The organism is Vibrio sabulosilitoris (genome assembly GCF_055391395.1).
This window is the reverse complement of record NZ_AP029599.1, coordinates 2780677-2803322: the sequence shown is the minus strand read 5'-3', so window position 1 is coordinate 2803322 and position 22646 is coordinate 2780677. Positions and strand designations below refer to the sequence as shown.

The 22646-nt window shown below is 47.4% G+C and carries 21 protein-coding genes and 1 pseudogene; 16 read left to right on the top strand and 6 right to left on the bottom strand.

Annotated features, from left to right (window positions below):
• Positions 1-59: 59 nt before the first annotated feature.
• The gene (locus ACZ5R2_RS13150; protein WP_464899822.1) at positions 60-782 is read right to left on the bottom strand and encodes a DUF3379 domain-containing protein; all 723 of its coding nucleotides are present in this window, start codon (positions 780-782) and stop codon (positions 60-62) included.
• Complete coding sequence (locus ACZ5R2_RS13145; RefSeq protein ID WP_438457805.1) at positions 775-1344, bottom strand: sigma-70 family RNA polymerase sigma factor; 570 nt, start codon at positions 1342-1344, stop codon at positions 775-777. Before ACZ5R2_RS13145 ends, ACZ5R2_RS13150 begins: the two co-directional genes overlap by 8 nt.
• Positions 1345-1790: 446 nt before the next feature.
• Here ACZ5R2_RS13145 and fadI point away from each other — a divergent pair.
• The 3 genes and pseudogenes from fadI to ACZ5R2_RS13130 all read left to right on the top strand — a co-directional run bounded on the left by fadI (position 1791) and on the right by ACZ5R2_RS13130 (position 5927).
• Positions 1791-3117, top strand: a pseudogene (gene fadI / locus ACZ5R2_RS13140) (acetyl-CoA C-acyltransferase FadI).
• Complete coding sequence (gene fadJ, locus ACZ5R2_RS13135) at positions 3117-5228, top strand: fatty acid oxidation complex subunit alpha FadJ (protein ID WP_464899821.1); 2112 nt, start codon at positions 3117-3119, stop codon at positions 5226-5228. Before fadI ends, fadJ begins: the two are co-directional and overlap by 1 nt.
• Positions 5229-5378: 150 nt before the next feature.
• Complete coding sequence (locus ACZ5R2_RS13130) at positions 5379-5927, top strand: NAD(P)H nitroreductase (protein ID WP_464899820.1); 549 nt, start codon at positions 5379-5381, stop codon at positions 5925-5927.
• A gap of 59 nt (positions 5928-5986) precedes the next feature.
• Here ACZ5R2_RS13130 and ACZ5R2_RS13125 read toward each other — a convergent pair whose 3' ends face one another.
• Positions 5987-6871, bottom strand: a complete 885-nt coding sequence (locus ACZ5R2_RS13125) for a LysR family transcriptional regulator (protein WP_464899819.1) — start codon at positions 6869-6871, stop codon at positions 5987-5989.
• 289 nt (positions 6872-7160) lie between these two features.
• Between ACZ5R2_RS13125 and ACZ5R2_RS13120 the strand changes: the two genes are divergently transcribed.
• The 7 genes from ACZ5R2_RS13120 (at position 7161) to ACZ5R2_RS13090 (ending at position 13631) form a co-directional block, all read left to right on the top strand.
• Positions 7161-8282 (top strand): response regulator, encoded by a 1122-nt coding sequence (locus ACZ5R2_RS13120; RefSeq protein WP_464899818.1) that lies wholly within the window; start codon positions 7161-7163, stop codon positions 8280-8282.
• 539 nt (positions 8283-8821) lie between these two features.
• The gene (locus ACZ5R2_RS13115; RefSeq protein WP_464902367.1) at positions 8822-9217 is read left to right on the top strand and encodes a YbaN family protein; all 396 of its coding nucleotides are present in this window, start codon (positions 8822-8824) and stop codon (positions 9215-9217) included.
• A gap of 165 nt (positions 9218-9382) precedes the next feature.
• Positions 9383-9928, top strand: coding sequence for an adenine phosphoribosyltransferase (gene apt / locus ACZ5R2_RS13110; RefSeq protein WP_464899817.1), 546 nt, complete (start codon positions 9383-9385; stop codon positions 9926-9928).
• A 3-nt stretch (positions 9929-9931) separates the two neighbouring features.
• Positions 9932-12091: a DNA polymerase III subunit gamma/tau gene (gene dnaX / locus ACZ5R2_RS13105; protein WP_464899816.1), complete on the top strand. Its 2160-nt coding sequence runs from the start codon at positions 9932-9934 to the stop codon at positions 12089-12091.
• A gap of 70 nt (positions 12092-12161) precedes the next feature.
• The gene (locus ACZ5R2_RS13100; RefSeq protein WP_438458386.1) at positions 12162-12491 is read left to right on the top strand and encodes a YbaB/EbfC family nucleoid-associated protein; all 330 of its coding nucleotides are present in this window, start codon (positions 12162-12164) and stop codon (positions 12489-12491) included.
• 12 nt (positions 12492-12503) lie between these two features.
• On the top strand, positions 12504-13106 hold the full coding sequence (gene recR, locus ACZ5R2_RS13095; protein WP_438457813.1) for a recombination mediator RecR: 603 nt from the start codon (positions 12504-12506) through the stop codon (positions 13104-13106).
• Positions 13107-13343: 237 nt separating this feature from the next.
• A complete protein-coding gene (locus ACZ5R2_RS13090; RefSeq protein WP_464899815.1) occupies positions 13344-13631 on the top strand; it encodes a putative quinol monooxygenase in 288 nt (95 codons plus the stop codon).
• An 86-nt stretch (positions 13632-13717) separates the two neighbouring features.
• Here the strand turns inward: ACZ5R2_RS13090 and ACZ5R2_RS13085 are convergent, their stop codons facing one another.
• On the bottom strand, positions 13718-14590 hold the full coding sequence (locus tag ACZ5R2_RS13085) for a DMT family transporter (protein WP_464899814.1): 873 nt from the start codon (positions 14588-14590) through the stop codon (positions 13718-13720).
• Positions 14591-14930: 340 nt separating this feature from the next.
• Here ACZ5R2_RS13085 and ACZ5R2_RS13080 point away from each other — a divergent pair, with 340 nt between their 5' ends.
• Positions 14931-15434, top strand: a complete 504-nt coding sequence (locus ACZ5R2_RS13080; protein WP_464899813.1) for a putative ATP-dependent zinc protease — start codon at positions 14931-14933, stop codon at positions 15432-15434.
• A gap of 102 nt (positions 15435-15536) precedes the next feature.
• Here the strand turns inward: ACZ5R2_RS13080 and ACZ5R2_RS13075 are convergent, their stop codons facing one another.
• Positions 15537-17129 (bottom strand): hypothetical protein, encoded by a 1593-nt coding sequence (locus ACZ5R2_RS13075; RefSeq protein ID WP_464899812.1) that lies wholly within the window; start codon positions 17127-17129, stop codon positions 15537-15539.
• Positions 17130-17672: 543 nt separating this feature from the next.
• Between ACZ5R2_RS13075 and ACZ5R2_RS13070 the strand changes: the two genes are divergently transcribed.
• The 4 genes from ACZ5R2_RS13070 to ACZ5R2_RS13055 all read left to right on the top strand — a co-directional run bounded on the left by ACZ5R2_RS13070 (position 17673) and on the right by ACZ5R2_RS13055 (position 19975).
• A complete protein-coding gene (locus tag ACZ5R2_RS13070; RefSeq protein ID WP_464899811.1) occupies positions 17673-18392 on the top strand; it encodes a winged helix-turn-helix domain-containing protein in 720 nt (239 codons plus the stop codon).
• Complete coding sequence (locus ACZ5R2_RS13065; RefSeq protein WP_464899810.1) at positions 18380-18886, top strand: hypothetical protein; 507 nt, start codon at positions 18380-18382, stop codon at positions 18884-18886. The genes ACZ5R2_RS13070 and ACZ5R2_RS13065 overlap by 13 nt, the downstream gene beginning before the upstream one ends.
• A 140-nt stretch (positions 18887-19026) precedes the next feature.
• A complete protein-coding gene (locus ACZ5R2_RS13060) occupies positions 19027-19659 on the top strand; it encodes an AzlC family ABC transporter permease (RefSeq protein WP_464899809.1) in 633 nt (210 codons plus the stop codon).
• 4 nt (positions 19660-19663) lie between these two features.
• Entirely contained in the window at positions 19664-19975 is a 312-nt protein-coding gene (locus ACZ5R2_RS13055) for an AzlD domain-containing protein (RefSeq protein ID WP_464899808.1), read from the top strand.
• A gap of 216 nt (positions 19976-20191) precedes the next feature.
• On the opposite strand, the gene ACZ5R2_RS13050 is transcribed toward ACZ5R2_RS13055, so the two are convergent.
• Entirely contained in the window at positions 20192-21073 is an 882-nt protein-coding gene (locus ACZ5R2_RS13050; RefSeq protein WP_464899807.1) for an NAD(P)-dependent oxidoreductase, read from the bottom strand.
• A 598-nt stretch (positions 21074-21671) separates the two neighbouring features.
• Between ACZ5R2_RS13050 and yghU the strand changes: the two genes are divergently transcribed.
• A complete protein-coding gene (yghU, locus tag ACZ5R2_RS13045) occupies positions 21672-22529 on the top strand; it encodes a glutathione-dependent disulfide-bond oxidoreductase (RefSeq protein ID WP_464899806.1) in 858 nt (285 codons plus the stop codon).
• Positions 22530-22646 lie beyond the last annotated feature (117 nt).

Below are 22646 nucleotides of genomic sequence, written 5' to 3'. Positions count from 1 at the left end.
GTGAGAAAAAAACGCCTCAGAGGTGAGGCTGAGGCGTATTGATGGTTTGGTTAACAGAATTACATGGGTTTGAGTATATACTCTATATTTTCGGCGATTTTGGCGACATCTTCGCCCTTGTTACCCACGATGATCATGGTGGCTTCTTTGACGGGCACAATCATGCCTTCCATTTTGTCGTCACTGAAGCTTGGGGTCTCATGTGATGTCATGTTGGTGACAAACATGGTTACTCGTCCTTTTTCACCCTCAAACACGGCATGTAAGGCATTGGTGGTGCCAAACGTGCAATGGTTGAGGTAATACACGTGATACGGGAAGTCACCCTCAAACTGAAAATCGAATGGCATCAGCTTCACATTAAGCTGCTCGATGCTGGCATTTTCGTTCAATGGGCTGGTAAAAGGCTTTTCCTCATACACATGGTCCATGGCTATCGATGCCAAACTCGCTTGGGCTTCGGGCACAACCACGTTGCCCCAATTGACCTGGCCAGCAAGTAGACCTGCGACAAACGCCACGGAGGCGGCCATCGACATCATCCTGCGGGTGAAGGTCGGCTTCACCACATTATTCTCAGTCACAGCTTGATTGAGGAGGATTCGATCAGCGAGATCATCAGGTACATCGACGCTCATCGCCTGGGCGATCTTTTTGTCGAGCGTCAGCACATCGTCCAAGAACTTGGCGTTGTTCTCGTTAGTACGAGTGGCTTCTATGATCTCTCCGTCACGAATACTAGGCTCAGTCAAAACTCTGCGACGAAACTCTAACTCATCCATTGCTCATACCTCGGTTCGATGTGGATTCATCCACTTTATCTTTCAACTGATTTCGGGCTCGGAATAGGCGCGTCATCACCGTATTGGTGTTTAATCCTAAAATGTCGCCAATCTCTTCACCACTAAATCCCCCCACGACCTGCAAATAAAGCGGTTCGCGATACTCCTCGTCAAGCTGCATGATCTGCTCGTGTAGCCACTGGGTTTGGTGATGACCATCGTCCGAGGTTTTCGCCTCTTGACCGTAATCATCAATATCTACTAAGTCCAGTTGCTTGCGTTCGAAACGACGGGCGTTCTCACGGCGCAATATAGTGATCAGCCATGATTTAGCAGCCTTGTCGTCTTGCAAACTATCGAGCGACTTCCATGCACGCATGAAGGCTTCCTGGACCACATCCTCAGCGATGGTCGGGTCTTTACACAACCAGTACGCGTAACGATAGAGATCCTTGTGATAGGCCCTCACAAGGGCTTCGTACTTTCTTTGCTTGTCCATATCCCTATTGACCGAGGCACTGGACTTTTTCTTTCCGAAAAATTCAATAATCGCCACAAGCATTACCTAAAAGTTGTATTTGAAGGGGTAGTTAAACCAAAACTTGATCTACATCAAAAAAATATACCTGATTCGTTTTATAGTACATCCTGTCATCTAGTTAGTTCTTTGAGCTGAATTTGTTCTCTGAACTGACATGTTGAGCAAGATGACACTTCCTTTTGAAGGCTGACTTTACTTTCTCCTAATCAGGAAACTGATTATTTTACAATTGGCGTTAGTTAATTGTTTTATAGATTCCGACCACACAGTTATTGTGTGGTTTTTTTTTGCCTGACATTTAGCGCTTAACTGCACCGCCAAATTGCTGCACTTCATAGCTTAGTATAGACGCTGCTATCTACTTTGATTTTGTTGTGAATATCACGTTTGTCCAATGCTTGTTTTTATTTCATTAACATTCTGCTTACACTGTAGAGGTCAGACCTTTACTCAGCAAGGAGATGTTAATGGGCAAGTCGCACGCCTCGCAGCCGCTCAAGCTGCAAACCCATTCTGGAGAGCGGATCGCCGTTGTTTCTGGACTTCGTACCCCTTTTTGCCCGTCAGAGTACTGCTTTTACCGATGTGCCTGCGGTTGATTTGGGCAAAATGGTGGTTGGTGAGATGCTCGCTCGGGTTGATCTCGATCCGGCCTTGATTGATCAGGTAGTGTTTGGACAAGTGGTGCAGATGCCAGCTGCGCCAAATATTGCTCGTGAAATCGTATTAGGTACAGGGATGAGCATTCACACTGATGCGTATAGCGTGACTCGCGCGTGTGCGACTAGCTTTCAAGCTGCAGCCAATATCGCTGAAAGCATTATGGCGGGCTCGATTGAGGTGGGCATAGCGGGTGGTGCAGACTCTTCTTCAGTTTTACCTATCGGTGTATCGAAAAAACTGGCCACCCATCTTCTCGCGCTTAGCAAAGCCAAAACGTTGCCACAAAAATTAAAACTACTGCAAAAGCTCTCTCTAAAAGATCTGGTGCCAGTCCCCCCCGCAGTGGCGGAATACTCTACAGGCTTATCAATGGGACAAACTGCAGAGCAGATGGCAAAATCGCATGCCATCACGCGTGCAGATCAGGATGCTTTTGCCCACCGCTCACACACCCTTGCCGCGCAAGCCTGGCAAGAGGGCAAAATTCAAGCAGAGGTCATGACTGCTTTCCCAGAGCCCTACAAACAGTGGATCGATCAGGACAATAACATTCGCTTTGATTCAAGCTTAGAGGGCTATGCCAAGCTACGACCTGCGTTTGACCGCCGCCACGGCAGTGTGACCGCAGCGAACAGTACCCCGTTGACTGATGGCGCAGCTGCGCTGCTCCTAATGCGAGAGGGGCGAGCTAAAGAGCTTGGGCTGGATATTCTGGGCTTTATCCGCTCGTACGGTTTTGCGGCCATTGGGGTTGAGCAGGATATGTTGATGGGGCCATCCTATGCCACGCCTATCGCACTAGACCGAGCTGGCGTCACCCTGTCTGATTTAACCCTAATAGATATGCATGAAGCCTTTGCTGCCCAGGCATTGTCTAACATCAAAATGTTTGCTAGCGAGAAATTTGCTAAACAGAACCTCGGCCGATCTACAGCCATTGGAGACATCGATATGGACAATTTCAATGTACTGGGTGGTTCGATTGCGTATGGTCACCCATTTGCGGCAACGGGTGCGCGAATGATCACCCAGACGCTGCATGAGCTCAAGCGGCGCGGGGGGGGCTTAGCATTGAATACCGCCTGTGCGGCAGGAGGTTTAGGTGCGGCGATGGTTTTGGAGGTCGAATAATGAAGACAGATAAGGCTTTTTCACTCACGATTGACGAGCAACAGCTTGCTCGGCTGACCATCAATGTCGCCAATGAAAAAAAGAACACATTGCAAGCGGCGTTTGCCCGCGAGATGGAAGAGGTATTTGCTGAGCTTGGCGAGCACGGCGATCTCAAAGGGTTGATCATTCAATCGGGCAAACCAGATAACTTTATTGCTGGTGCCGACGTGCGTATGCTTGATGCGTGTACAAGCGCAGAGGCGGCGGCAACGCTAGCCACTACCGGGCAGGTGATATTCAACCGGCTTGCTGAGCTTACTTATCCCGTGGTAGCTATGATTCACGGCCCTTGCCTTGGCGGCGGTCTTGAACTGGCGCTGGCGTGTGATTATCGTGTGTGCAGTGATGCAGGTGTGACTCGGATTGGTCTGCCTGAAGTCCAACTTGGTTTATTGCCAGGTTCAGGGGGAACACAACGTTTGCCCAAGCTGATTGGTTTGCTGGCAAGCCTAGACATGATCTTGACCGGTAAACAACTCAGAGCAAAGAAAGCGGCTCAGCTTGGGGTGGTGGATGCGTGTGTACCACAGAGTATTCTCGAACAAGTTGCGCTGGAGATGGTCGATAAAGGCAAACGCAAGGTGCCAAAGACAAGCAATAAAGAGAAACTCATATCGGGCACAGGGTTTGGGCGCAAAATGGTGTTTGAGCAGGCAGCGAAGAAGACCGAAAGTAAAACTCGTGGTAATTATCCGGCGACCAGCGCGATACTTGATGTGGTTCGCTATGGTTATGAGAATGGCATCACCAAGGGATTGGAGTATGAAGCCAAGCGCTTTGGTGAATTGGTTATGACGCCGGAGTCAAAAGCGCTGCGATCAATCTTTTTTGCCACAACCGAGATGAAAAAAGATCTCGGCAGCGATGAGATGCCAATGCCAGTCAAGCAAGTTGGCGTGTTAGGCGGCGGCCTTATGGGGGCGGGTATCGCCCATGTCTCGATAAGCAAGGCCAGAGTGCCAGTGCGGGTAAAGGATGTCTCTAACGACGGTGTCCTTAATGCGCTGCGCTATAACTTTGACTTATTTAACAAGCAGCGTGAGCGACGCATTCTATCCATGGCGCAAGTGCAGGCCAAGATGGCGCAACTCTCGGGTGGAATCGATTTTACTCGCTTTAAGCATGTCGATATGGTGATTGAGGCGGTGTTTGAGGATGTGGAGCTCAAGCAAGCCATGGTCGCCGATATCGAGCAGCACGCACGCCCTGAGACCGTGTTTGCCACCAACACCTCTTCGCTACCCATCAAACAGATTGCCGCCCAAGCGGCACGTCCGGAAAACATCGTCGGACTGCATTACTTCAGTCCGGTTGAGAAAATGCCATTGGTTGAGGTGATCCCTCATGATGGAACGTCTGATAAGACGGTAGCAACGGTGGTAAACTTCGCTAAAAAGCAGGGCAAAACACCAATAGTTGTTAAAGACCGAGCAGGCTTTTTTGTCAATCGAATCCTCGCGCCTTATATGAATGAGGCGGCGAACTTGCTTCTAGCAGGAGAGCCGATAGAGCAGCTGGATGAGGCGCTGGTCAACTTTGGTTTTCCGGTGGGTCCCATCACGCTACTTGATGAGGTTGGCGTCGATATCGGGGCGAAGATCATGCCGGTGATGGTGAAGGAGCTTGGGCCGAGGTTTCAAGGTCCTGATTTGTTTGAGACCTTGCTCGGTGATGAACGCTTGGGGCGCAAAACGGGCAAGGGTTTTTATATCTATAAAAACGGCGATAAGAAAGGCGTTGATAGCTCGGTGTACAAGTTACTCGGTATCAAACCTGAGACGAAGCTTACCGACAACGAAATGGCGCTGCGGTGTGTGTTACCAATGCTTAATGAAGCAGTGCGCTGCCTTGATGAGGGGATTATTCGCAGCGCGCGTGATGGTGACATTGGCGCTATATTTGGCATTGGTTTTCCCCCGTTTTTCGGTGGGCCGTTTCGTTATATGGATCAGGTAGGAGTGGTGGAGCTGGTCGCACTAATGAATGAGTTTGCAGAAAAATTTGGCGACCGTTACGCGCCGTGCGATAGTTTGGTTAGCCGCGCTGGCGACGAGCAGTCGTTTTACTAGGCTTTTCGTACTAAATCTTGTCGGACCTAGCCCTGCTCGTTTGAAAAATTCTCTAGGCGGGCACAGGCTCGCCGTTTGTTTTTAAGAAGGTTATCATCAAGTTGAACATGTTAACGGACAGGTTGCCCAAGCTGTTGAAAGGAATCTAATATGGAAGCTCTCGAGTTACTTCTTAATCGACGTTCAGTTGCAAAACTCTCCGCACCCGCACCGGAGGGTATCGCCCTAGAGAATATCATTCAGGCCGGGTTGCGCGCGCCAGATCATGGCAATATCCAGCCATGGCGATTTGTTATCGCGCAAGGCGCGGGACTGACTAAGCTATCCAACATCCTACTCGCGGCCGCAGAGGTTGAAAATAGTGAGCAAGCGGTGTTAGACAAAGTCAAAAACGCGCCATTTCGTGCCCCGATGGTGATCACTGTAATTGCTAAGGTGAGAGCGCATGAAAAAGTGCAGGCATTTGAGCAATACCTTTCCGCCGGGTGCGCCGTGCAAGCGATGCAGATGGCGGCCGTTGCGCAAGGCTTTCAGGGGATGTGGCGTTCAGGCAAGTGGATGTATCACCCGCTAGTGCATCAGGCCTTTGAGCTAGAAAGCGAGGATCAGATTGTTGGCTTTCTTTATCTTGGGACGCCCGAGTGTGAGCCCGTTAAAGCCCCGCGGCGCACGCTGGCCAACTATGTTGAATTTCTCTAAAGGTTATATGCCCTGCGGTTAGAGACGCAGGGCTTTTTGAGGTGACCTAAACAGCTGCCCTATCGCGCGTGGATTTCCATATGCTGGATAACAAAGTCGATAAACAGACGTACTTTATCCGGTAGGTGGTCTTTGTGGTTGTAGAGCATGTACACATCACGCTGGTTCGAGTTCCAGTCAGTCAGTACGCGCACCAACTGACCAGATTCCAAGTACTCTTTGATCATCACATCGGGCACGAGCGTTATACCCAAGCCAGAAAGACAAGCGGTACAAACTGTGGTCAATGAATCGGCTTCAAAGCGACCTTTATCGAGGTTGACGACATTCTCACCACTGCTGTTGCTTAGTTGCCATTTTATCAGTGGGTGCCCTTTAAGAATCGAGTGATCACTCAGCTCTTCTGCATGGTTCGGTGCTTGATTCGATGCAAGGTAATGCGGGCTAGCAACTAGAATATCCTCAACGGAACCAATTTTACGCGCAATCAAGCTTGAATCACGCAGGCTACCGACGCGAAAGATCACATCCCATTCAGTGGGATCAAGCTGATCAAACTGATTGGTCGCCGTCAGATCGATATTGATATCAGGAAATGCAGTCATAAACGCATTAAATAGCGGCATGATCATGCGTTGAGTCAGGTTAGACGGTGCGACAATTTTAATCCGACCGGCAGCGCCACGGCAAGAATCAGACAAAGACTCAGCCGTATCGGACAGCGATTTCAATAGTGGCGAGCACTCGTCATAAAAACGGGCCCCGGCTTCAGTCAGCGACAATTTACGCGCGTGACGATTGAGCAAGCGTAGATTGAGCGAATCCTCAAGGGCTTGGATACGTCGCGTAATCGTCGCAACAGGTATCATAGTCTTACGTGATGTTGCGGTGTAGCTCCCATTTTCCACCACAAGACGGAAAAGGTTAAGGTCATCTAGTTTCATATAAAAGCGACGCAAAGAGTAATCAATGACGTTAAATGTATAAGTAACGACCCTGTAATGATTTGAGGTGCATCAACTAAATGCGCAAAATGTGACGTATGCACGGCACAATATCGTGTACTGGCAACCACTTGCAGACTTGCCGTTAACCAGTTTTCTGACTATTTTATAGGTATTGGCTAATATTTAGTCAGCTAGGTAGTGCTCCCCAAGTATAAATTGAGTTCCACAATTACAAGCAGGGTGAGTTGTCAGTGTTTTAGATATACACGTCAGTAGTGAGGTTCAAATGTTAGACACTCGTCAAAGAGTGGCCCCACAGCCTGCCAATGAACCTGTTCCCAAGAAAATAATGGTGATTGATGACGATGTGATTTTTCGTCAGGTCACGCGTCAATTCTTGCATGCAATAGGGTATCAGGTGGTTGAGGCCGAAAATGGCCTTGAGGGGCTGCAACTATTAGAGAGTTCCGAGCCCGATTTGGTGCTATGCGATATTGCTATGCCCATTCTCGATGGTATTGAGTTTGTTGAAGAGGTCAGTCAACAGTACCCGTCCATGCCAGTTATCGTTGTTTCTGCCACCGATGAAATGTCCGATGTGGCCAAGGCGTTGCGATTTGGTATCAAAGACTTCTTACCCAAGCCGATTGGTAACTACAAGCACCTGAGTGATGCTGTTGAGACTGTGCTTAAGGAGAGTGATTCAAGTATCGCAGATGGCAAAGACTTCTCGAGCCAATGGTTTCGAGTTGATGGAGGTGGAGAGCTACCAGAAGAGCAAGAGCTGCATTGGCATTTAGAGTATTTGCAGCAAAATCCGGCGGCTGCTCGTGACCTTCTGCATGCACTTTTACCTGATAAAGACACCAGCCAAGGGAGTTGGCACTGCAGCTATCGACTGTTGCAATCCACCGAAGCCATGCCATTGGTGTTTGATTACGCTTGGTTGATGAATGGCCAGTTTGTGTTTTACATCATTGACTCGGGCAACAGTGAGTACAGCGATGAGGTTCACCCTGAGGCAGGCAGCAGTGTCGCGACGACTATGCTAGTACGTGCCTTGTTCCACGATTATCTGCGCCACCTAAAGAACTTCAGCGCCGATATGAAAGATCTGCTCGGCGTAATTGAGCGCGGCATTGACTGCTCCGAAGGCGGTCCCGTGCCAGCACTATTTGGCCTTGCCGATCTGCCTAGCGGTACCATAGACATCTTGCCCGCAGGTTTAGATTGCCAATGGACAAGCGGAGATTTCCACCAATCAATTAACCATGGTGAAAACCTAGGTGAGCACTCACTAAAGAACTTCATCACCCGCGAACTCCCCATCAAAAACAGCGGCCGACTCACCCTATCTATTACCGGCAGCACTAGCTTTAGTTTCGACATCCAGCAGACGAAAAGCTAGCGCTTTTCAGGGGCGAGGTGCGAGTACGCTTCGCTCCGGGGTTCGAGGAGTTTAGTGGGTGATGTAGTTGCCGTGCTCATCCCTAGCACCTCGGAGGGCTTTAGCCTGAAACCCGCACCTCGCAACTTAATTTTCAGGGGCGGGGAGCGAGTACGCTTCGCTCCGGGGTTTGAGGAGTCCAGTGGGCGGTGTAACTACCGCGACCACTCCTCGCACCTCGGAAGGCTTTAGCCTGATACCCGCGTCTCGCAACTTAATGTTCAAGTCCGAGGCGCGAGTACGCTTTGTTACGGGGGACGAGGAGTTTAGTGGGCGATGTAATTGCCGCGTCCTCCCCTCGTACCTCGGAGGGCGTTAGCCCGAAACCCGCACCTCGTGCCTTGATTTCGCGGCTTGATTTCAGTAGTGGGAAGAGGTTACGCTTTGCCTCTGTTTTTGAGGGGTATACAGGCGTTGAGTGTTTCGCATCCCCTCCTCGCAACTGGGAGGGCTTTAGCCCGAAGCCCACTCCTCGCACCTGCGCGCTTGAGGTAAAAACTATCAATAAGCTAAAACAATGGCTGTGGAACTTTGCAGGCAGTCTCTGTCTGGTTTTAGGCGCGCTTGGGGTGTTTTTGCCGCTTCTGCCGACAACGCCGTTTATTTTGCTCGCTAGTGCTTGTTTTATGCGTGGCAGTCAAAGGGTGCATGATTGGATGCATCAGCATCCGACTTTTGGGCCGATTATTCGTAACTGGCATACTCATCGAGGCGTGTCGCGCCGTGTGAAACAGCGCGGGGCAATTTTGATTGTGATTAGCTTCTGCTTTTCAATCATTGTGGTTCCCAAACTTTGGCTAAAGGTTATGCTAATAGCCATGATGAGTATCCTACTTAGTTGGTTTCTGCGTCTTCCGGTGGTCGAGTCGGTTGCCGATAACCAAGAAAATAACTAAGATGGCTGCCGTGTTGTGAGGGACGTGCCTTACAATTGAACAAAACACCAGCAAGTGTGCTTGCTATGCTTATTACCAATCGAGTTAAGTGATGCGTTTTATTAAAGGCCGATCACTTAACTCGGTTGCAAACCCAACCGTAAGTCGGACAAAGAAAGCTTCATTATGACCACTGATACCATTGCACTTATCCAATCTAGCATCAAAAGCATCCCTGATTACCCAAAGCCAGGCATCCTATTTCGTGATGTAACCAGCCTGCTTGAGGACGCCGCTGCTTATCAAGCGACTATCGGCCTTTTGGTCAAAATATATAAAGACATGGGATTTACCAAAGTGGTGGGCACTGAAGCACGTGGTTTCCTATTTGGTGCGCCTTTGGCTCTCGAGCTGGGTATCGGTTTTGTTCCTGTACGTAAACCGGGTAAGTTGCCACGCAAAACGATTGGTCAATCTTATGAGCTTGAGTACGGCACCGACACATTAGAAATCCATGTCGATGCTATCTCTGAGGGTGATAAGGTGTTAGTGGTTGATGATCTATTGGCAACTGGTGGTACGATTGAGGCGACGACCAAACTGATCCGTCAGCTTGGTGGTGAGGTAGAGCATGCTGCATTTGTTATCAACTTGCCTGAAATCGGGGGCGACAAGCGCCTTGAGGCCATGGGCCTTAATGTTTACAGCATTTGTGAGTTTGACGGTCACTAATCGATGAGTTATCTGGCACTGGCCCGTAAGTGGCGTCCAAAAGCGTTTAATCAGGTTGTCGGTCAAGCTCATGTCTTGACGGCGCTTGAGAATGCCCTTGATCAAAATCGCCTTCATCACGCTTATCTGTTTTCGGGTACGCGCGGTGTGGGTAAAACCACCATTGGCCGATTGTTTGCCAAGGGGCTAAATTGTGAAACGGGTATTACTAGCAAGCCGTGTGGGCAGTGTGAGAGCTGCATCGAGATTGACCAGGGCCGTCACGTTGACCTACTCGAAATCGATGCGGCGTCGCGTACCAAAGTGGAAGACACTCGTGAGCTGCTCGATAACGTTCAGTACAAGCCTGCGCGTGGTCGTTTTAAGATCTACCTGATCGATGAAGTCCACATGCTCTCACGCCACAGTTTCAACGCCTTGTTGAAGACACTGGAAGAGCCGCCGGAGTACGTTAAGTTCTTACTCGCCACTACCGACCCGCAGAAGCTGCCAGTGACAATTTTGTCGCGCTGTTTGCAGTTCCACCTCAAGCCAATCTCAGTCGATGCTATCCATGAACAGCTTGATAGCGTGCTGGAAAAGGAGTCGGTGACGGCTGAAGCGCGTGCGCTGGGCATGATTGCGCATGCCGCTGATGGCAGTATGCGTGATGCGCTGAGTTTGACGGATCAGGCGATTGCACTGGGTAACGGTCAGGTTGATGTCGAGACCGTGTCACATATGCTGGGCACGCTCGATACCGATCATGCTCTGCACATCTTGCAAGCTATCGCAAGCAAGCAGGCTGAGTCGATCATGACCAGTGTGCAGACACTCGCCAGCAATGGGGTTGAGTGGGACAATTTGCTGCAAGAGCTTGCCAATCAGTTGCACCGCATTGCAATGTATCATGCTCTGCCTGCGACTTTGGATAAGGCGCAGCCGGATGCCGAGAAGTTGACTTTACTGGCTCAGCAGCTTAGTCCAGCTGATGTACAGTTGTTCTATGATATTGCGATCAAAGGTCGCGAGGCGTTGCAGTTTGCTCCTAATGAGCGAGTAGGGCTGGAAATGACCTTACTGCGCATGTTGGCGTTTCGTCCTACTCAAGGCGTCATTACCAATGTCATTTCGACTGAGTCGCAAGCCAATGTGAGTCAAGCGCCGGTACAACGCCCGGTCACCGCACTAGTGGTATCTCAAGCGAGTCAACCCGTGGTGAGTAATGCTACAGAGCCGACGGCACAAAATGCGCCGATGCCTAGCGCTCCAATACAGAGCGCCCCCGTGCCGAATCACTCACAGCCTGCTCACCAGCCAGCTAGTGAGCCGCCTATGGATGTACCACCACCAATGGATGCACCTCCAATGGGCTATCCGGATATGGATAGTGCTCAGCCAATGTCATCTGTGCCGGCATCTATGCCAGAGCCCGCTGCACCTGCATCTGCTCCGCCTAGCACCAGTACCTCGATTGGTGGCTTACGTCATCAATTGCGCTCTCGTCGTGGTGGCCAGCAAGACAAGGGCACGCCCGGAAAAAAGCCTAGTGCGGCATCAGTAAAGCGCCCTGCTGAGCGCGAATCCGTATTGGATCGCGTTGCTAAAAAGCAGCTTGAAGCGCCAACGGTGTCGCCTTCTCATTTCGATAACGCGCCGGCGGTAACGCAAGAGCAGCAGCCTTACCAGTGGACACCGAGCAAACCCATCGTCGAGGTGGTGGACAAAGAGCTGACACCAACCCAGATCAAGCAATCACTTGAGCATGAAAAAACACCCGAGATGGTGGAGAAACTGCTCAATGAGTCGATTGTACAAAACAGTTGGGCTGAACTCATCAGTCGCTTAGAGATCCCCAAGCTGGTGGAGCAGCTCGCACTTAACTCCTATTTCAGCCAGCAGGATAAGCACATCACCTTGACCTTGCGCAGCGACCAAGCACATCTTAATAAAGAGCGTGCCCTAGCAGAGCTCAAGGACGCGATCGACAAGACGCTCGGTGAAACGCATCAATTATCGATTGTGATTGGTGAAGAGGGACAAACCCCGCTAGAGTTGAGAGAGCAGCTTTATCAAGTGCGACTGCAGCAAGCATTTACCAGCTTGGATCAGGACCAACATGTCCAGTTCATGCTGAACCGATTTGACGCCGCCCTCGACAGTGAGAGCGTGCGACCAATTTAACTCATGGGGGTTGAAAACGAGAGCCGTTACCCCCATGTCATCAGAAACTAATCCAACCAGAGAGTATACAATGTTTGGTAAAGGCGGTATGGGCAACCTAATGAAGCAAGCCCAGCAAATGCAAGATCGCATGCAAAAGCTTCAAGAAGAAATCGCAAACATGGAAGTCACCGGTGAAGCGGGTGCTGGCCTTGTTAAAGTGACTATCACAGGTAGCCACAGTACTCGTCGCGTAGAAATCGATGAGAGCCTAATGGAAGATGACAAAGAGATGCTAGAAGACTTGATCGCAGCGGCGTTCAACGATGCAGCTCGTCGCGTTGAAGAGACTCAAAAAGAGAAAATGGCAGCAGTTACTGGGGGTATGCAACTACCACCAGGCATGAAGATGCCATTCTAATCAGGTTACATAATGCGAACCAGTTCTATGCTGGAGCATTTGATGGAGGCCTTGCGTTGCTTACCTGGGGTGGGTCCCAAGTCGGCTCAGCGCATGGCCTTTCATTTGCTACAGCGCGACCGCCAAGGCGGTTTGCAGCTCGCGGATGCGCTCTCCCAAGCCATGACCGAGATCGGACACTGCCAAGAGTGTCGTACCTTCACAGAACAAGAAACCTGCCACCTTTGCACCAACCCTAAACGTCAAGAAAACGGACTTCTCTGTGTCGTTGAAAGCCCAGCCGATATCGCTGCGGTAGAAGCGACCGGTCAGTACTCTGGGCGCTATTTCGTGTTGATGGGGCACCTGTCTCCACTCGATGGTATTGGGCCAAGTGATATCGGTTTGGATATCCTTGATTTTCGCCTGCGACGCGGTGACATCAAAGAAGTCATTCTTGCGACGAACCCAACAGTGGAAGGTGAAGCCACAGCTCATTACATTGCTGAGCTGTGTAAAGAGCATCAGGTAGCCGCCAGTCGAATCGCTCATGGCGTGCCCGTTGGCGGTGAGCTCGACCTTGTCGACGGCACCACGCTCTCGCACTCGATACTTGGGCGACACCAGCTTAAATAAAAAAACCGCATCTTTAGGGATGCGGTTTTTTTTCGCTTCGCGAAGAGTCGAGAGGCGAGATCGTGTTGCTGCGGGAGGCGAGTGGTTCCCAATCTCGCTTCTCGTCTCTCGCCTCTGCTCTTTTATTATTTTCAATTTTAGTTTGAGAATATGTTTTGTTTTATCGCATATATCCCGTAGCAATTGCCCGCTATTCTGTATCCAAGTTAAGCGAATTACTAACCTGAGGAAGAGACCATGGCTAAACTCACTATCGTTGCAAACATCATTGCGAAACAAGACAAAATTGAACTGGTTAAAGCGGAGCTGCTTAAGCTGATTGATATCACACGTGCGGAAGAAGGTTGCATCAACTACGACCTGCATCAAGACAATGAAAACCCAGCGCACTTCCTATTCTTTGAAAACTGGGAGTCTCGTGAGCGATGGCAAACTCATATGGGTAACACGCATCTTGCTGAGTACATGGCGGCGACCGAGGGTGCAGTTGAGCAGTTCACTCTGAACGAAATGACAGAAATTTAAAAAAGGGGCGAGGTGCGAGGGGTTTCAGGTATGTTGGGACTCCTCGCTCCTCGAAACGAAGTGTCTTCGCCCCTCGCTACTGCTTTTTAGTTTTCTAATTGTTTTGGTTGGGTGTTTGGCAGGAGCTTGCGCCATTGGATTGGCATCATTGGGATGACGATTAATCCGATTCCAACCAAGGTGAGCAGATCTGGGATCTCATCGAACCACATTACGCCGAATAGGGTGACGAACACTAAGCCTGAGTACTCTGCTAATGCGATTTGGTTAGCGGGGGCTTTTTTGTAGGCGATCACAACGAGGGCGTGATAGCCAAGTACAAATAAATTGATTGCCATAATCCAGCCAACGTGGCGCCATTCAATCGCTACCCACTGTGGCACGGCGAAGGCTAGGGCAAGTGGCAGCGTCATTAAACTGGTCCAGAACAAGGTTGAGATAATATGTTGCTCACCTGGCAGGCGCTTGATCAGGATATTACCCACTCCCATCGCCAGTGCACTACCCAGGCCTGCAATAGCCGCCCAATGGAAGTGTTCTGGACGCAGAACGATGAGCACACCCACAAAGCCAATCAATGTAGCAATCACTTTACCCGCATTCGGACGCTCTTTTAGCAGCACAATTGACAGTGGCAGCATTAAAATCGGACCAACATAGAACATCGCATTAGCAGTCGCTAACGTCAGGTGGGTGATAGCAATCATCGCACAGCCGCTACCAACCAAAATAAACTGGGCACGCAGGAAGTTGATCCGGCAGCCACCTTGCATGCGTGTGTCTCGTGGAAGTTTGAGCCAAAACGGCAATAGCAGCAGCACGCTCAGTAGCTGACGAATGAATACATATTGGAAGGTGGGCACTTCGCCATTTAATACCTTCAGAGAAACATCGGAGAAAGAAGCGAGCAGGTTGGCAAAAACCAAGAGCAAGATAGCGTGATTGGTGGCTTTATTCATGGGGTAGTGATGTCGAAAACGTGATTGAACAGTAAAATAGCGGCACATCATACATGAGTTAGAATGAAAAAGTAGCACCATCTGCTAATTTATCGCCTGACTCTAAACGAATACTTAATTGCGCTCCCGTTGCCCAGTATTACTTGTCGTAATGCGCATGACTTTGTAGTTATGTGCCTTGATGCGCTGGTAGTTTTGAATGCTCTTCAATTAAGTAATATCCGCTTACAATAGTTCAATACCCTTTTTTCTTGATTACTCCCAGTTTGTTTATTTGTCATTTGACCTTCACTTGGAATTGCGTAAGGTGTCCACAGAGACATCCTCAAGGAAGAAAATAATGAAAAATAATAAGTTAGCCTGTCTGTTTGGTGCTGTGTTTACACTAAGTCCTGTGGTCTTTGCCGATACTTGTTCGGTAGAGAGCATGGCAATCATTGGTGAAAAAGAGTTCATCACGGTTAAAGAGATAGATTCAGTATACCGCGCACGAATTGATACCGGTGCAACACGCTCTTCACTGCATGCGACAAATATCGAAGTGATCGATGGTTATGATGACCTTAAGGCAAATGTTGGCAAACAGGTGCGTTTTGTCACCGAAAACGAACTGGGCGAGTACCACCAATACGAGGCGCCGATTGTATCGGTAAGAAGCATTAAGAACTCACTTGGCTCGGATATTCGCTATAGTGTTGACCTGACTATCGAAAGAGAAGGCTTTGAACGAACTTTACAGGTGAACTTGCGTGATCGTAGTAGCATGACTGACAAGCTGCTGATTGGTCGTGATTGGCTCGAGTGTCAGTACTTGGTCGACGTGAGCCAAAACCCAACCAGTTAAACGAGCTCTACTCGCTTTCACTGCAACGCTGAAATAGGTCTGGGTCAAAGAGCACCGACGGCAAACCCGTTGGTGCTTAACTCAATTTCGTATTTGCTTTGACTAAAGACGATCCAATGTGTCCATAATGATACCAATGCTAAAACCTTTAAACAGTAAGTGACGCATAGCTCGCCCCTTGAGTTCTCGAGTAAAGCTTGTTTCCAGCCCGAACTTCCGATTCAGTTCTTGTGAACATGTTGTTGACCAATCAATTTGGTTTAATTTTTCCTCTAAATCTTCTTTATTCATTTTGTGTGACAGGTAGGTCTTGATATGTTGAGGACCAAACCCTTCCTTAACAAATTGCCTGAGTATTGCATCATAATGATAATCGTGGTGTTTGCTTGGTAGCATTCGCTCGATAAAGCGGTGAGTACACCTGAAAATAAACACCAATAAGTTATGTAGATGACCAGTCAAATGGGCTAACGAGCTTCTCGTATATCGTGAAAATAGGTGATAGCGCATCATTATAAGTATGCAAGCCATCGAGCTGATACACAGTGATAGAACGGCAGAACGTAAGATCCAGCTAATATCGTCGAGTGATACTGAAATAGAGAAGCCGACAATAAACCCAGTGCTTATTGCGATCAGTTTAATGATTGGCGCAAGCCTTTTGAGACCGAGAAGGCGGTAATTAGAAGTGGTGAAATTTAGAATGCCATCAAAAAAACCAAATAAGATTGATAGCGTAATCAACTCTGACCATAACGTACTGACATCTGGTGTGTAGGCACGCATAATGAATTCTCTGCATATATATAAACTAACAAAAATAGGTGCGATGTAATAGAGCTTTCTTTTGATGTTTGAACAAAATCCAGAAATAAGTTGGTTTTTTGAGCATTTCGAGTAACTTATCGTGAAAGCTATGCAGTAACTCGCAGACAAAATTGATATTACATTGATAAAGTTGAGAGAAAGTCCCAGATATTTTAATGAGCTATCATTAAAATATACACTACATAGGGTCAAAATAAGACTGAAAATAATGTAGGTCATTATTGAACATGCTTTCTCAATGCTGGTGTAAGAGTACAAAGTTTTGAAGGTACCAAGATCTAATTGCCAATTAATATGAAATCCTAATACTCGATATAGAATGAGGAGAAGACTGAAGGACTGCAAAACTCTTATTAAACCAGTAGATAACGAGATGGAAATCCCAGTATTGAAGTCAAATAGGTGAATAAATAGTGTATTTACTACGACATTGCAAATCGCAGCTAGGGTGGATATCCACGCTGAATAGGAAGAGTTGCCGATCGTTTCGATAATTGCAGAGACAGAAATAGCTATCGCACAGAATGGCATCGACGTAGCTAGTATAATATTCAATAAATGAACATCATTGCCAAAAGAGAAGTAAGACACAATTAGAAGAATAAGGTTGATTAATAACGAGTTTACCACTGCGAAGTACATCACACTGTAAGACTTATTAACACCAATTTTGTGCAGTATAGCGTTGATCCCAATTGTTAGGGAAACAAGTGCAATGACACCAATCTGCATGAACTGAGTTGATAAGACAAAATTCGCCGTGCTTGCTGGGCTCAAGTGGCCGATGAAAGCTAAATCTACAAGAGGCATAGATAAGAGCATTATCCGGCTTAAAGTGATTTTTATGGATTCTGTTATTAATTTCATTCTTTATAGCTTACTGTTTTTATAAGAAATATGACCTTCGATGGATTATGAATATTTCAATGGTTGACAGGTGGTGTTGATGTTTTTTTGTAATTAAAGCGAAGTGGTTATTCTTATGCAAGTATTTGTTTTGATTTTGCTAAATATAAATTAGCCAAATGTTATCTTTAATGTTTGAGAGGTGTATTTTAAATTGTTAAGCTTTTTTGAATGGAAAATAGATATTATTTTATATATTTAAAGTTGTTTGGTGTTTAGTTTTTACATGTTTTGTATCTTTAATGCTATTTATAATATGTCATGTGGTAATAGTGTCTCATTCGAGCTTGTATGCGGCCAAATACAGTATGCTTCATGGTAACAAATTCCATAAACAGAAAGCTGTCCGGTATTTGTGATTTGAGAGTATAATAATTAATCAATAAAGCATTGGTGTGATTTTAAAGCATTTTTACTTGACTGGCACAGTTTTGTGGTCATACCATAATTACTCTATATTGCTGTAATATGGAGATTAACGCAGAATAAATGGGAATTAATAGCGTGGCTGAAGTCATAGTAGAGCCGTCCAAAAGGATTTTGAATATTGATCAAAATAAATATGAGCTACCCCAATCAGAGTTTTCTATTCTTATGGAGTTAGTAAAGTGCTCTCCACATGTCGTTACCAAAGAGAGGCTTTATCAAATAGGTTGGCCAGAGAGTACAGTAACGTCTGCCTCTCTCTCGGTTGCTATAAGCTCAATACGAAAGCTGTTAGATGCTCATGGGTTAAAAAATGAACTGCAAACAGTAAGAAAAGCTGGTTATAAAATAAATGCACAACATTTCGTAATCAAAGAGGAGTTGAATAGACAGCAAGTAAACAAGAGAGAGTTTAGTATTTACCAATCTAGAAAGACATTGATGGTCGCAATGCTATTTCTGGCCACTCTAATCGTCTCTGGGCTGTGGTGGTATAGCAGTACTGTTGAGAGGAATCAGTTTCATCTGTACACGCTGAGCGTCAATGAGCGCATGGTGCTGATCTTGGTGAAAGATAGGGCGGTACTGAGTAGCTCAACTAGACAGTTTGTTTACCAAGACAGGTTTATCAAGGGTTTAGATGACGCTGTGACGCTGCAGCGATACCATATGGCATTGAGTTATCGCAATTTTTCTTGGTACATCACTTGTTTGTCTGAAAATAAAGGTATCCATCAGGTGATAAAGCAAGATAAGTCATTAGATGACATATTGGAGATGCCACTTTGTACTTCCTAAGAGTCGCGATCGTCGTTTTATTCCAATTGAGCATTCTGGGCTGCTATTCCGAGCCGCAGGGCGGTGATGGCGCCTTAGCTTATTTCAGGTATTCAGATGTTCTTAACTCAGGCAGTGAGTATACCTATTATGAAGAGTTGTACTATGAACCTGAGCAAGAGGTTTACTCAGTAAAATTGTTTAAGGAAGGGCAATCGGGTGAGAGGGTAGCAATTTTAAAGTACCAAGTATCGCTGGACGAAAAGTCATCTCACCACTATCTTGCGACAATTGAGCAATTGTCGGTCCTCAACTACGACGAATTTAGCAAGCTCTTAGTGCTAAATGCTTATGGCGTTTTCTATCGATTCCTTGCTTTTGAGAGTGAGCCTTATAGTGTTGAGATCTATATGTTCAAGAATAGCAAGCAACTGTGTTATATGCGTATAACTAAAGGGGTATTAAGTTGCTACCGCGCGTTTGAGTCAGTGTCGGCCGATTCAATGTTGCCTTGACTAAGAATGCGGCCAAACTTTGAATGGCTCCCACGCAGTGTTAGGATAATGAATATTTATGTAGAATATTCGTTAGATAGCTGGACTTGTACATGGATGTTGAGAGTCGATTTAGGGATATATGGGCTGGAGTAGTAGCAATGCTGCCTCTGAGCTTTGCGGTAGTGCCATGGGGTTTTTTAGCTGGCTCCTTTGCTGTTGACTCAGGTTTAATGCCTCTTGAAGGGCAAGCGATGAGTGCGATCTTATTCGCAGGTTCCGCTCAACTGGTTGCCATGGGGATGATCAAAGCCGGTGCAAGCCTTGCCACTATGATGGTTACCATCTTTTTTATTACCTCACGACACCTTTTGTATAGCCTGACTATGAGACGACACATTGCCCCGCTGTCTTTACCCTGGCGGATCACGCTCGGGTTTCTCCTAACTGACGAGTTGTTCGCACTGTGTGGCCATCAAAAGCCAGAGCGGTTCAAACCTTGGTATGCACTCGGGGCGGGAGCATCTTTTTACTTGATATGGAATATCGCGACACTCGTGGGTATCGTTGTTGGCGGTCAAGTTCCGAATTTGCAGCAGTACGGTTTAGAATTTGCCGTTGCCGCGACATTTATAGCGATTGTCGTGCCCAACATAAAAACCATGGCGAGTTTACTGGCTGCGGTGTCTGCACTGATCTCTGCGGTATTTTTCGCCTACTGTCAGGTCGAGAGCAGCTTGGTGTTTTCCAGCCTGATCGGAATGACGGTTGGTTATGTGAGTGGAGAGAAATAACGCAATGATCTTTATATCAATCCTCGTGCTGACCTTGATTGTCTTTACCAGTCGTTACTTTTTCCTAGAGCCCAAAGTGCCACTGAGGCTTAGCAGCGGGGCGCAACGCTTTCTGAGTTATGCTAGCCCTGCGGTATTAACCGCCATTTGGGGGCCGATTGTGTTTATGCCAAACGGTGAGTTGAGTTTGAGCGATAACTTACCCTATTTACTTGGTGCCATTTTTGCGGTGGTACTGGCACGTCTCTCACGCAGTATTCTGCTAACTACGCTAGTGAGTCTTGTTGGGTTCTTTATTTTCAAATGGCTACTATGAAAAGACAGTCGGCGAGGCGCGGGGACGGGCTTTGCCCTTCGAGGTGAGAGGTGTTTTCTACACGCGGTTTGCAGGTCGCTACGAGGAACGAAGTGAATAAAGCCAAATATTAATAGAAAGCAGTCCTATTAAAGCAAAAAGGACAGAATCAAAGATTCTGTCCTCTCTTTACTTAGTGATTAGTCAACTAATCTGGCTAAGTTCAGATCTTACGAATTACTTCTTTAGGTTAGTGAAGTAGTCGAAGATTACTGGTACGTCGTTGTTACCCATGCCTGCGTCAACAGCAGCTTGTAGGCTAGTAGAAGTACCTTGAGCGATCAGAGACTCAGTACCTAGCTCTTCACATAGAGCAAGGAAGTAGCCTAGGTCTTTGTTAGCGTTCGCTACAGAGAAACCTAGTTTTTCTTCGCCATCTACAGCGTAGAACTTACAGAACTGCATGAATGGAGAGTTAGATGGACCAGCTGACATGATGTCGAATAGCTGTTGACCGTCAACGCCAGCAAGCTTAGCTACAGCGAATGCTTGAGACATAGTTGCAACAGTCGTCATACCCATGAAGTTATTTACAAGCTTGGTCACGTGACCTGAACCTAGTGCACCTAGGTGGAATACGTTTTCGCCTTGCTCTTCAAGTACTGGCTTAACTTTGTTGAAAGTTTCCATGTCACCAGCAGCCATGATGTTTAGTAGACCATCTTTAGCGTGAGCTGGAGTACGACCTAGAGGAGCGTCGATCATGCCTGCGCCGATAGCAGCAAGGTCAGCACCGATCTTCTTAGTAGAAGCTGGGATAGAAGTACCGAAGTCGATTAGAGTTTTGCCTTCAGACATACCAGCTAAGATACCAGTTTCGCCGTATACTACTTTCTCAACAACTTCAGAAGTTGTTAGACATAGCATTACGATGTCACTTTTCTCAGCTAGTTCTTTACCAGAAGCAGCTTCAGATGCGTTGCCGCGAGCTAGAACAGTTGCTACTGCATCTTTGTTAAGGTCCATTACGTTTACTTCGTAGCCACGGTTTTGTAGGTTCTCAACCATGTTGCCGCCCATCAGGCCTAGACCGATGAAACCAATTACTGGTTTAGTCATATCAAACTCCTAAAAGCATTATTGTATGATTATATGATTTACGCGGCATAGGATATACCGATGTCGCTGTTTAAGCAATCGTAGATTGTGATGAAACTATCGACAAGTTGGAAAAGTGCTGGCTAAGTCGACTATTTGTCATACCATAAATCCATCATGGTGATTAACTTCACTAACACTTTGGTCTCAATCGATAAATAAATCTGCGGTCATTTTGTACAAAATCGTCCTGTGAAGCAGATATAAGTGAGGTGGATCACATAAACTAACTATTTTTGCGAATGGAGTTAAAGCCGAGCAAATTGATTAGTCATACCAAATGAAAATCAATATCGTAATTTGCGGACTAGGAGCTATCAGAGGTTGGTATTGCAACAGAGATGGGAAGCTGATTAGGAATACCATCGTCGCAGTACTACCATTACCTAAGCTGGGTCAATCATGACTTGAATTGCCCCTAAACGCGACGTTCTCGCTTTTTCCCCTGTACTATTCTCTGTAGGATGGAGAAGAATTGTAAGTGAAGCCCTCTGCTGCTCAATACCGAGGGTTTCAGGGTAGGAAATTGGCACAATACCAAAATAAGGAATAATCAAGTATGGCTACAGAGTACATCCCACCAAAAGTTTGGACCAATGATGCTGAGAATGGCGGCGAATGGGCGGGGATCAATCGCCCAGATTCTGGCGCGCGTTTTGAGCGTGATTTGCCCGTTGGCAATCACCCATTTCAGTTACATTCGCTGGCTACTCCAAATGGCCAGAAGGTCACTATCCTATTTGAAGAGTTGCTCGCAGCCGGGGTAAAAGAGGCGGAGTACGACGCGTATATCATCAAGATTGGTGACAGTGACCAATTCTCCTCTGGTTTCGTTGAGCTCAACCCGAACTCTAAGATCCCGGCGCTGCTCGACCTCTCCGGTGATACGCCGATTCGAGTGTTTGAGTCGGGCAATATCTTGCTTCATCTAGCGCAAAAGTTTGATCAGTTTTTGCCAAGTGAACTCGCCGCCAAGACCGAGACCATGAACTGGCTATTCTGGCTGCAAGGCTCAGCCCCTTATCTGGGTGGTGGGTTTGGCCATTTCTATGCCTACGCGCCAGAAAAATTCGAGTACCCAATCAATCGCTTTACAATGGAAGCCAAACGCCAGATGGACGTGCTGGATAAGCAATTGGCAAATAACAAATACATAGCAGGTGATGAGTACACCATTGCCGATATCGCTATCTGGCCATGGTATGGTAATTTGGCGCTTGGTAATCAATACAATGCGGGTGAGTTCTTAGATGTCGAGAGCTACCCACACTTGCGCCGCTGGGCGAAAGAGATTGAGGCGCGCCCTGCGGTGCAGCGTGGCCGTATTGTCAATCGAGCTTGGGGTGAAGAGTGGGAACAGGTTCCTGAGCGCCACAGTGCTGAGGATATTGACTCCGTGCTTGCGCTCAAACCTTAAAAACAGGGGCGGGGTTCGAGGGCGGGCTTTGCCCTACGGGGAGCGAGGGGACTGACGCGCGTGTTTCATTTCCTCGATTTCCCCGACTCTCGTAAATTACATAAAGAGCAGGGTAAA